A 10,637-nucleotide genomic window follows, 5' to 3' on the forward strand; every position below is an offset into this window, starting at 1 on the left:
GGCACCGGCCCCCGCGCCCGCTCCGCCCCCGGTCTCGGCGCCCAAGCCCGCGCCGCCCACCCCCGCCCGTACCGGCGGCGGCTCCTCCAACCGCGTACGGGCCCGCCTCGCCCGCCTCGGCGTGCAGCGGTCCTCGCCGTACAACCCGGTCCTGGAGCCCCTGCTGCGGATAGTGCGCAGCAACGACCCGAAGATCGAGACGGCGACGCTCCGCCAGATCGAGTACGCGTACCAGGTCGCGGAGCGCTGGCACCGCGGCCAGAAGCGCAAGAGCGGCGACCCGTACATCACGCACCCGCTGGCCGTCACCACCATCCTCGCCGAGCTCGGCATGGACCCGGCCACGCTCATGGCCGGCCTCCTCCACGACACCGTCGAGGACACCGAGTACGGCCTGGAGGACCTCCGCCGCGACTTCGGCGACCAGGTCGCCCTCCTCGTCGACGGCGTCACCAAGCTCGACAAGGTCAAGTTCGGCGAGGCCGCCCAGGCCGAGACCGTCCGCAAGATGGTCGTCGCCATGGCGAAGGACCCGCGCGTCCTCGTCATCAAGCTCGCGGACCGCCTGCACAACATGCGCACCATGCGCTACCTCAAGCGGGAGAAGCAGGAGAAGAAGGCCCGCGAGACCCTGGAGATCTACGCGCCGCTGGCCCACCGCCTCGGCATGAACACCATCAAGTGGGAGCTGGAGGACCTCGCCTTCGCGATCCTCTACCCCAAGATGTACGACGAGATCGTCCGCCTCGTCGCCGAGCGCGCCCCCAAGCGGGACGAGTACCTCGCCATAGTGACCGACGAGGTCCAGGCCGACCTGCGGGCCGCCCGCATCAAGGCCACCGTCACCGGACGCCCCAAGCACTACTACAGCGTCTACCAGAAGATGATCGTCCGCGGCCGTGACTTCGCGGAGATCTACGACCTGGTGGGCATCCGCGTCCTCGTCGACACGGTCCGCGACTGCTACGCCGCACTCGGCACCGTCCACGCGCGATGGAACCCGGTCCCCGGCCGGTTCAAGGACTACATCGCGATGCCCAAGTTCAACATGTACCAGTCGCTCCACACGACGGTCATCGGCCCCAACGGCAAGCCCGTCGAGCTGCAGATCCGCACGTTCGACATGCACCGCCGCGCGGAGTACGGCATCGCCGCGCACTGGAAGTACAAGCAGGACGCCGTCGCAGGCGCCTCCAAGGTCCGCACCGACGCCCCCCGCAAGGGCGGCGGCAAGGACGACCACGTCAACGACATGGCGTGGCTGCGCCAGCTCCTCGACTGGCAGAAGGAGACCGAGGACCCCAGCGAGTTCCTGGAGTCCCTGCGCTTCGACCTGTCCCGCAACGAGGTCTTCGTCTTCACGCCGAAGGGCGACGTCATCGCCCTCCCCGCCGGCGCGACCCCCGTCGACTTCGCGTACGCCGTCCACACCGAGGTCGGCCACCGCACCATAGGGGCGAGAGTCAACGGCCGCCTGGTGCCGCTGGAGTCGACGCTCGACAACGGCGACCTGGTGGAGGTCTTCACCTCCAAGGCCGCCGGCGCCGGCCCGTCCCGCGACTGGCTCGGCTTCGTCAAGTCGCCGCGCGCCCGCAACAAGATCCGCGCCTGGTTCTCCAAGGAGCGCCGCGACGAGGCCATCGAGCAGGGCAAGGACGCCATCGCCCGCGCGATGCGCAAGCAGAACCTGCCGATCCAGCGCATCCTCACCGGCGACTCCCTGGTCACCCTCGCGCACGAGATGCGCTACAGCGACATCTCCTCGCTCTACGCGGCGATCGGCGAAGGCCATGTCACGGCCCAGTCCATCGTCCAGAAACTCGTGCAGGCGCTCGGCGGCGAGGAGGCCGCCACCGAGGACATCGCCGAGACGGCACCCCCGTCCCGCGGCCGCGGCAAGCGCCGCTCCAAGGCCGACCCGGGCGTCGTCGTCAAGGGCGTCGACGACGTGTGGGTCAAGCTGGCCCGCTGCTGTACGCCCGTGCCGGGCGACCCGATCATCGGCTTCGTCACGCGCGGCAGCGGCGTCTCGGTGCACCGCGCCGACTGCGTCAACGTCGACTCGCTGTCGCAGCAGCCCGAGCGGATCCTCGACGTCGAATGGGCACCCACCCAGTCGTCCGTCTTCCTCGTCGCCATCCAGGTCGAGGCCCTGGACCGCTCCCGCCTGCTGTCGGACGTCACACGCGTCCTGTCCGACCAGCACGTCAACATCCTGTCGGCCGCCGTACAGACGTCCCGCGACCGGGTGGCCACGTCCCGGTTCACCTTCGAGATGGGCGACCCCAAGCACCTGGGCCACGTCCTGAAGGCCGTACGGGGCGTGGAGGGCGTGTACGACGTCTATCGCGTGACATCGGCCCGGAGGCCGTAACAAGAGCCGCAAAAAAAACCGGTACGGGCTGGAGAACCCAGCCCGTACCGGGGGTGCGGGGGCGGAGCCCCCGACACAAACCTCAGCCGCCGAACTCCTGCAGACCCTTCAGCGCCTGGTCCAGCAGCGCCTGCCGGCCCTCCAGCTCACGCGTCAGCTTGTCCGCCTTCGCGTCGTTGCCCGCCGCGCGCGCCGCGTCGATCTGCCGGCGCAGCTTGTCCACGGCCTCCTGGAGCTGACCCGTCAGACCCTCGGCACGCGCGCGTGCCTCCGGGTTCGTACGACGCCACTCGGCCTCCTCGGCCTCCTGGATCGCCCGCTCCACCGCGTGCATCCGGCCCTCGACCTTCGGCCGGGCGTCCCGCGGCACATGGCCGATGGCCTCCCAGCGCTCGTTGATGGCCCGGAACGCGGCGCGCGCCGCCTTCAGGTCCGTCACCGGCACCAGCTTCTCGGCCTCGGCGGCGAGCTCCTCCTTCAGCTTGAGGTTCTCGTTCTGCTCGGCGTCCCGCTCGGCGAACACCGAACTGCGCGCCGCGAAGAACACGTCCTGGGCGCCGCGGAAACGGTTCCACAGGTCGTCCTCGAACTCGCGCTGCGCACGGCCCGCGGCCTTCCACTCCGCCATCAGCTCCCGGTACCGCGCGGCGGTCACGCCCCAGTCCGTGGAGTTCGACAGCGACTCCGCCTCGGCGACCAGCCGCTCCTTGACCTGGCGGGCCTCCTCGCGCTGCGCGTCCAGCGCCGCGAAGTGCGCCTTGCGGCGCTTCGAGAACGCCGACCGGGCGTGCGAGAAGCGGTGCCACAGCTCGTCGTCGGACTTCCGGTCCAGCCGCGGCAGACCCTTCCAGGTGTCCACGAGCGCCCGCAGCCGCTCACCGGCCGCCCGCCACTGCTCGCTCTGCGCGAGCTCCTCGGCCTCCGTGACCAGGGCCTCCTTGGCGCGCCGCGCCTCGTCGGTCTGCCTGGCTCGCTGGGCCTTGCGCTCCTCGCGCCGCGACTCCACCGTCTCGACCAGCTTGTCGAGCCGCTTCGACAGTGCCTCCAGGTCGCCGACGGCGTGGTGCTCGTCGACCTGCTGACGCAGGTGGTCGATCGCCGCCATCGCGTCCTTCGCGGACAGATCGGTGGTCTTCACCCGCCGCTCGAGGAGGCCGATCTCGACAACCAAGCCCTCGTACTTGCGCTCGAAGTAGGCCAGGGCCTCCTCAGGGCTGCCCGCCTGCCACGATCCGACGACCTTCTCGCCGTCGGCTGTACGCACGTACACGGTGCCCGTCTCGTCGACGCGGCCCCACGGGTCGCTGCTCACAGCGCCTCCTCCACATGATGCCGATGAGGGGATCGACCCCCTGGGCATCGTCCACAGTTTCCTGGACGGGCCTCGCCCGTCCTCCACGGCGCGCGAACCCGGTTCGCGCTGCACAACGCCAATCTAGGCGACCGGCCACCCGGCTGTCCGCACTCAGCGCGACCGAATTCCGCCGCGGGATTTCCCCGGGCGGCGCGGCCCGTCAGCCCTTGGCCACGGTCACCTTTTCCAGGGTGACGGGGCTCTTCGGCGCGCCGTCGGCGCCGCCGCCCTCGACGCCGGACTTGGCGATCTCCTGGACGGCCTTCAGCCCGGCGGCGTCCATCGTGCCGAAGGGCGTGTACTGCGGGGGCAGCTTGCTGTCCTTGTACACCAGGAAGAACTGGCTGCCGCCGCTGTCCGGCGCGCCCGTGTTGGCCATGGCGACCGTCCCGGCCTTGTACGTCACCGTGCCGTCCGCGGCCGGCTTGCCCATGGACGCCAGGTTCTCGTCCGGGATGGTGTAGCCGGGGCCGCCGGTGCCGTCGCCGCCCGGGTCACCGCACTGCAGGACGGAGATGTTCGCGGGCGCGACGGTCAGCCGGTGGCACTTCGTCCCGTCGAAGAACTTCTTGCCGGCGAGGTGCTGGAACGAGTTCACCGTGCGCGGCGTCTTCCCGGCGTCCATCGCGATCGTGATGTCGCCGTGGTTCGTCTTCAGCGCCATCGTGTACGCGGCCTTCGCGTCGACGGCCATCGACGGCTCGGGGGACGACGCGGGCGCGCTCGGCGTGGGGCTGCCGCTCTCGCCCGCCGTGGTCTTGCCGTCCTTCGTGTCGTCGCCGGTCAGCACACCTGTGGCGTACACGGCTCCGCCGGCGGCGAGGACCACGGCGAGGGCCGCGGCGACCACGGCGTTGCGCCGCCTGGCCTTCCTGCGGTTCTCCTCCCGGCGTCGCTGCTGCCGCTCGAACTTCTCCCGGGCGAGCTGCCGCCGCCGCTGATCGTTGCTGACCACCGGGTCGTCTCCTTGTCGGTCGTCTGTTCCTGTCCGGGTCTGGTGTGCCCGTACCGTATACGGGTTGGCTGTGGAATGAGCAGCGCCGGTAGGCTCTGATCTGCTGCATTCTTCCGCCGGACGACTATCTGAGGACGATCGTGCTTATTGCCGGGTTCCCCGCCGGGGCCTGGGGGACCAATTGCTACCTGGTCGCCCCCGCCGCCGGCGAGGAGTGCGTGATCATCGACCCGGGCCACCAGGCCGCCCAGGGAGTCGAGGAGACGCTGAAGAAGCATCGGCTCAAGCCCGTGGCCGTCGTGCTCACGCACGGCCACATCGACCATGTCGCGTCGGTCGTCCCGGTCTGCGGAGCCCACGACGTGCCCGCCTGGATCCACCCCGCCGACCGGTACATGATGAGCGACCCCGAGAAGGCCCTCGGCCGCTCGATCGGCATGCCGCTCATGGGGGAGCTGACCGTGGGGGAGCCGGACGACGTCCACGAGCTCACCGACGGCGCGCGGCTGGAGCTGGCCGGCCTGGAGCTGACGGTCGCGCACGCGCCCGGCCATACCAAGGGGTCGGTGACCTTCGGGCTGCCCGAGGCCGCGGACATCCCGCCGGTCTTCTTCTCGGGCGACCTGCTCTTCGCCGGCTCCATCGGACGCACCGACCTGCCCGGCGGTGACATGGACGAGATGCTCGAATCGCTGGCCCGCGTGTGCCTGCCGCTCGACGACTCGACCGTGGTGCTGTCCGGCCACGGCCCCCAGACGACCATCGGCCGCGAGCGCGCCACCAACCCGTACCTGCGGGAGGTGGCCGCCGGCCTCGGGAGCTCCGCGGCTCCCCGACGAGGAATGTGACGAGAGAGTTCGTGAGTACCTTCCAGGCCCCCAAGGGCACGTACGACCTGCTGCCCCCCGATTCCGCGACCTATCTCGCGGTCCGCGAGGCGATCGCAGCGCCACTGAAGAACTCCGGCTACGGCTACATCGAGACGCCCGGATTCGAGAATGTCGAGCTGTTCGCGCGCGGTGTCGGTGAGTCCACGGACATCGTGACGAAGGAAATGTACGCCTTCGAAACGAAGGGCGGCGACAAGCTGGCCCTGCGTCCCGAAGGTACGGCATCCGTGCTGCGCGCCGCCCTGGAGGCCAACCTGCACAAGGCGGGCAACCTCCCCGTCAAGCTCTGGTACTCCGGCTCGTACTACCGCTACGAGCGCCCCCAGAAGGGCCGCTACCGCCACTTCTCCCAGGTCGGCGCAGAGGCGATCGGTGCCGAGGACCCCGCGCTGGACGCCGAGCTGATCATCCTGGCCGACCAGGCGTACCGCTCGCTGGGCCTGCGGAACTTCCGCATCCTGCTGAACTCGCTCGGCTGCCGCGAGTGCCGTCCCGTGTACCGGGCCGCGCTCCAGGACTTCCTGCGCGGCCTCGACCTGGACGAGGACACCCGCCGCCGTATCGAGATCAACCCCCTGCGCGTCCTCGACGACAAGCGCGAGACGGTCCAGAAGCAGCTCGTGGGCGCGCCGGCGTTGTCGGACTACCTGTGCGACGCGTGCCGTGCGTACCACAAGGAGGTGCGCGAGCTGCTCGCGGCGGCGGGCGTGGCCTTCGAGGACGACGTGAAGCTGGTGCGCGGCCTGGACTACTACACGCGGACGACGTTCGAGTTCGTCCACGACGGGCTCGGCTCGCAGTCCGCGGTGGGCGGCGGCGGCCGCTACGACGGCCTGTCCGAGATGATCGGCGGCCCGGCCCTGCCGTCCGTCGGCTGGGCACTCGGCGTGGACCGCACGGTCCTGGCGCTGGAGGCCGAGGGCATCGAGCTGGACATCCCGGCGAGCACCAGCGTGTACGCCGTGCCGCTGGGCGAGGAGGCGCGCCGCGTGCTGTTCGGCGTCGTGACCGAGCTGCGCCGCGCGGGGGTCGCCACGGACTTCTCGTACGGTGGCAAGGGTCTGAAGGGCGCCATGAAGAACGCCAACCGCAGTGGCGCGCGGTACGCGCTGGTCGCGGGCGAGCGTGACCTGGCCGAGGGTGTCGTCCAGCTCAAGGACATGGAGTCCGGTGAGCAGGAGCCGGTCGTGCTGGACGCGGTCCTGGAGACCCTCCGGGCCAAGCTCGGCTGATCGGACGGATCGGAACGACCACGAAGGGCGGGACGCCGGAGCAGGCGGTCCCGCCCTTCCCTTCCCTCTGGCCTTGTCCACAGCTCTTTATCCACAGCCGACGGTGGGTGCGGCCATGATTACGGCACAATGGCGGCAGCCCAGCAGCCATCCCCTACGCATGGAACGGCCGGTATGACGACTTCAGCCGCGGACGACGACGTCACCTCGGGACCCCGCACCATCGGCGCGAGCCGGGCGTTCGCGTGGATGCTGGCGGTCACCGGAGCGGCCGGGCTGCTCGCGGCCTGGGTGATCACGATCGACAAGTTCAAGCTGCTGGAGGACCCGAGCTTCACGCCCGGCTGCAGCCTCAACCCGGTCGTCTCCTGCGGCAACATCATGGAGAGCGAGCAGGCGTCGGCGTTCGGGTTCCCGAACCCGATGATCGGCCTGGTCGCCTACTCCGTGGTCATAGCCATCGGCGTCGGCCTCCTCGCCGGCGCGCGCTACCGCCGCTGGTACTGGCTCGGGCTCAACGCCGGAACGCTGTTCGGCGTCGGGTTCTGCACCTGGCTGATGCAGCAGTCCCTGTACGAGATCAACGCGCTGTGCCTGTGGTGCTGCCTCGCCTGGGTCGCGACGATCGTCATGTTCTGGTACGTGACCTCGCACAACGTCCGCCATGGCGTCCTGCCCGCGCCGGGCTGGCTGCGCCGCTTCCTCGACGAGTTCACCTGGATCCTCCCCGTCCTGCACATCGGGATCATCGGCATGCTGATCCTGACGCGCTGGTGGGACTTCTGGACCAGCTGACGGGCCTCCGGGCCTCCGGGCCGTCGGACTGGGCTGTCAGTGGGCTGACATAGGCTTCATGACGTGGAGCCCGACCTTTTCACCGCCGCAGCCGAAGAACGCCAGGAGAGGGAACCGGCCGGCAGTCCGCTGGCCGTCCGGATGCGTCCGCGCACCCTCGACGAGGTGGTCGGCCAGCAGCATCTGCTCCGGCCCGGTTCGCCCCTGCGCCGTCTCGTCGGCGAAGGCGGCGGAGGACCCGCCGGCTCCTCGTCCGTGATCCTCTGGGGGCCGCCCGGCATCGGCAAGACGACCCTCGCGTACGTCGTGTCGAAGGCGACCAACAAGCGGTTCGTGGAGCTCTCGGCGATCACCGCGGGCGTCAAGGAGGTCCGGGCCGTCATCGACGGGGCCCGGCGCGCGGCCGGCGGCTTCGGCAAGGAGACCGTCCTGTTCCTGGACGAGATCCACCGCTTCAGCAAGGCCCAGCAGGACTCGCTGCTCCCGGCCGTCGAGAACCGCTGGGTCACACTCATCGCGGCGACCACGGAGAACCCGTACTTCTCGGTGATCTCCCCGCTGCTGTCCCGCTCCCTGCTGCTCACCCTGGAGCCGCTCACCGACGACGACCTGCGCGGGCTGCTGAAGCGGGCGCTGACCGAGGAGCGCGGCCTGGCCGGCGCCGTCACGCTGCCCGAGGACGCCGAGACGCATCTGCTGCGGATCGCGGGCGGCGACGCCCGGCGGGCGCTGACCGCCCTGGAAGCGGCGGCCGGTGCGGCCATCGCCAAGGGGGAGCCGGAGATCACGCTGGCCACGCTGGAGGAGACCGTCGACCGGGCCGCGGTGAAGTACGACCGCGACGGGGACCAGCACTACGACGTGGCGAGCGCCCTGATCAAGTCCATCCGGGGCTCGGACGTGGACGCGGCCCTGCACTATCTGGCGCGGATGATCGAGGCGGGGGAGGACCCGCGGTTCATCGCGCGGCGTCTGATGATCTCGGCGAGCGAGGACATCGGCCTGGCGGACCCGACCGCGCTGCCGCTCGCCGTCGCGGCGGCCCAGGCGGTGGCGATGATCGGCTTCCCGGAGGCGGCGCTCACGCTCAGCCACGCCACCATCGCGCTGGCCCTGGCCCCGAAGTCCAACGCGGCGACCACGGCGATCCAGGCGGCGCAGGCGGACGTGCGCAACGGACTCGCGGGCCCCGTCCCGCCGCATCTGCGCGACGGCCACTACAAGGGCGCGGCCAAGCTCGGCCACGCCCAGGGCTATGTGTATCCGCACGACGTGCCGGGTGCCGTCGCCGCCCAGCAGTACGCGCCGGACGCGATCCACGGCAGGCGCTACTACGAGCCGACCCGTTACGGCGCGGAGGCGCGGTACGCGGACGTGGTGGAGCGGGTCCGCGAACACCTGCGCGGCGGCGGGCAGCAGAGCTGACGCCGCCCGCCGGGCGGCAGCGCTAACGCCGCCCGGCGTCCTCGTCCCGGGCGGCCGCCTCGAACAGGGCGTGCAGGGCGCGGCGCAGCCCGTGCACCTCCCGTACCGGCTCGGGGAAGTCGAAGCGCGCGTCGAACACGCGCCGCTCGGCGCCCGCGCAGACCACGCGCACCCGCAGCCCGAACCGGTCCAGCGCCAGCGGCACCACCTGCCGTACCTCCGGGGCGCCGGCGCCCGCCCGCTCGCCCAGCAGGGAGGTGAGCGACAGCAGCCGGTCGTCGTGCGCGGCGGCCAGGTGCTGGAGCAGCTCCGTCTCGTGGGCGCGCAGCGGGTCGGGCACGGCCCCCGCGAAGTCCTCGGGGCTGACGGGCCCGGAGCCCCACAGGTCGTCCACATACAGCTCGCCCACCTCCAGGCGCAGCATCATGTGGCCCGGCTCGGCGACCCCGTGCACGGGCGTGAGCCACCCGGACACCCGGGCGTGGCCCCGGATACGGTGGGGGACGGCGACCGGGGCCACGTCCGTGAGCTCCAGTACGGCGGGCAGCTCGTCGTCCTGGGCGTGCGTCGCGGCCCGTACGGCGGGGGAGTCGGCCGGGTAGAGAAGCAGGATCTCCCCGTCGTGGCCCACGGCCCGGGCGTCGGGCAGGAGCTGCTCCGGGTGGGGCGCGGCAGCCCCGGGAATCAGCAGCACCGCGGAGCATGTACCCTGTACGAGAGTTCGTGTGCGCTCGGCTGCTGACGGCATCCGGGCGGTTTCAAGCCCGCTGGGACGCGGCTGACCATGAGCTGATCGGACCTCCGTCACATCGATGCCCCGCCGCGAGGCGTTCTGCCGAGAGGCAGGGGAGGCATCGTTCTCTGTGCTGCTGTCTGTGATGCGCGTGGTGTTCCCAGGGCGAGACATGCGATCTCCTTGAGCAAGGTGAGCCTAACCTAACCTATTTCGGAGGTCTGGAGAACGTGCCTAACCAGTCGCGTCCCAAGGTCAAGAAGTCTCGTGCGCTCGGCATCGCCCTGACGCCGAAGGCCGTCAAGTACTTCGAGGCCCGCCCGTACCCGCCGGGTGAGCACGGCCGTGGCCGCAAGCAGAACTCGGACTACAAGGTCCGTCTGCTCGAGAAGCAGCGTCTGCGCGCCCAGTACGACATCAGCGAGCGCCAGATGGCCCGCGCCTACGACCGCGCGAAGAAGGCCGAGGGCAAGACGGGTGAGGCCCTGGTGGTCGAGCTCGAGCGCCGCCTCGACGCCCTGGTCCTGCGTTCGGGCATCGCCCGCACCATCTACCAGGCCCGCCAGATGGTCGTCCACGGCCACATCGAGGTCAACGGCCAGAAGGTCGACAAGCCGTCCTTCCGCGTGCGCCCCGACGACGTCGTGATGGTCCGCGAGCGCAGCCGCAGCAAGACGCTGTTCCAGGTCGCCCGCGAGGGTGGCTTCGCCCCCGAGGGTGAGACCCCGCGCTACCTGCAGGTCAACCTGAAGGCCCTGGCCTTCCGCCTCGACCGCGACCCGAACCGCAAGGAGATCCCGGTCATCTGCGACGAGCAGCTCGTCGTCGAGTACTACGCCCGCTGACCCGGGCGCGGTACCCCCACCGCGGTTTCAGCCC

General features: G+C 70.7%; 9 protein-coding genes. 6 read left to right on the forward strand and 3 right to left on the reverse strand.

Annotation, left to right across the window (positions count from 1 at the left end; translation table 11 throughout):
• Positions 1 to 2,374 (forward strand): bifunctional (p)ppGpp synthetase/guanosine-3',5'-bis(diphosphate) 3'-pyrophosphohydrolase (locus HTZ82_RS19275; RefSeq protein WP_175410666.1); only part of this gene is annotated, 2,374 nt, incomplete at its 5' end.
• A gap of 82 nt (positions 2,375 to 2,456) precedes the next feature.
• Here the strand turns inward: HTZ82_RS19275 and HTZ82_RS19280 are convergent.
• A complete protein-coding gene (locus HTZ82_RS19280) occupies positions 2,457 to 3,686 on the reverse strand; it encodes a DUF349 domain-containing protein (RefSeq protein WP_175410667.1) in 1,230 nt (409 codons plus the stop codon).
• Between the two features lie 202 nt (positions 3,687 to 3,888).
• Positions 3,889 to 4,683 (reverse strand): peptidylprolyl isomerase, encoded by a 795-nt coding sequence (locus HTZ82_RS19285; protein WP_175410668.1) that lies wholly within the window; start codon positions 4,681 to 4,683, stop codon positions 3,889 to 3,891.
• Between the two features lie 140 nt (positions 4,684 to 4,823).
• Between HTZ82_RS19285 and HTZ82_RS19290 the strand changes: the two genes are divergently transcribed.
• From HTZ82_RS19290 to HTZ82_RS19305, 4 genes are all read left to right on the forward strand, one after another.
• Positions 4,824 to 5,531 carry an MBL fold metallo-hydrolase gene (locus HTZ82_RS19290; protein WP_175410669.1) on the forward strand — a complete coding sequence of 236 codons (708 nt, stop codon included), beginning with the start codon at positions 4,824 to 4,826 and terminating at the stop codon, positions 5,529 to 5,531.
• 11 nt (positions 5,532 to 5,542) lie between these two features.
• Complete coding sequence (gene hisS / locus HTZ82_RS19295) at positions 5,543 to 6,805, forward strand: histidine--tRNA ligase (RefSeq protein WP_175410670.1); 1,263 nt, start codon at positions 5,543 to 5,545, stop codon at positions 6,803 to 6,805.
• 174 nt (positions 6,806 to 6,979) lie between these two features.
• A complete protein-coding gene (locus tag HTZ82_RS19300) occupies positions 6,980 to 7,600 on the forward strand; it encodes a vitamin K epoxide reductase family protein (protein ID WP_175410671.1) in 621 nt (206 codons plus the stop codon).
• Positions 7,601 to 7,663: 63 nt separating this feature from the next.
• Positions 7,664 to 9,025, forward strand: a complete 1,362-nt coding sequence (locus HTZ82_RS19305; protein WP_175410672.1) for a replication-associated recombination protein A — start codon at positions 7,664 to 7,666, stop codon at positions 9,023 to 9,025.
• 22 nt (positions 9,026 to 9,047) lie between these two features.
• On the opposite strand, the gene HTZ82_RS19310 is transcribed toward HTZ82_RS19305, so the two are convergent.
• Positions 9,048 to 9,773, reverse strand: coding sequence for a DUF2470 domain-containing protein (locus HTZ82_RS19310; RefSeq protein ID WP_175410673.1), 726 nt, complete (start codon positions 9,771 to 9,773; stop codon positions 9,048 to 9,050).
• 215 nt (positions 9,774 to 9,988) lie between these two features.
• Between HTZ82_RS19310 and rpsD the strand changes: the two genes are divergently transcribed.
• Positions 9,989 to 10,603 carry a 30S ribosomal protein S4 gene (rpsD, locus tag HTZ82_RS19315; RefSeq protein WP_175410674.1) on the forward strand — a complete coding sequence of 205 codons (615 nt, stop codon included), beginning with the start codon at positions 9,989 to 9,991 and terminating at the stop codon, positions 10,601 to 10,603.
• Positions 10,604 to 10,637: the final 34 nt, after the last annotated feature.

Origin of the sequence: Streptomyces sp. TRM64462, from assembly GCF_013362995.1 — a bacterium.
Taxonomy (GTDB): Bacteria; Actinomycetota; Actinomycetes; order Streptomycetales; family Streptomycetaceae; genus Streptomyces.

What these genes read in the sequence shown, in the direction of transcription:
- HTZ82_RS19300 (WP_175410671.1), top strand. Translation starts at nt 6,980, where the DNA reads ATGACGACTTCAGCCGCGGACGACGACGTCACCTCGGGACCCCGCACC.
- HTZ82_RS19310 (WP_175410673.1), bottom strand. Translation starts at nt 9,773, where the DNA reads ATGCCGTCAGCAGCCGAGCGCACACGAACTCTCGTACAGGGTACATGC.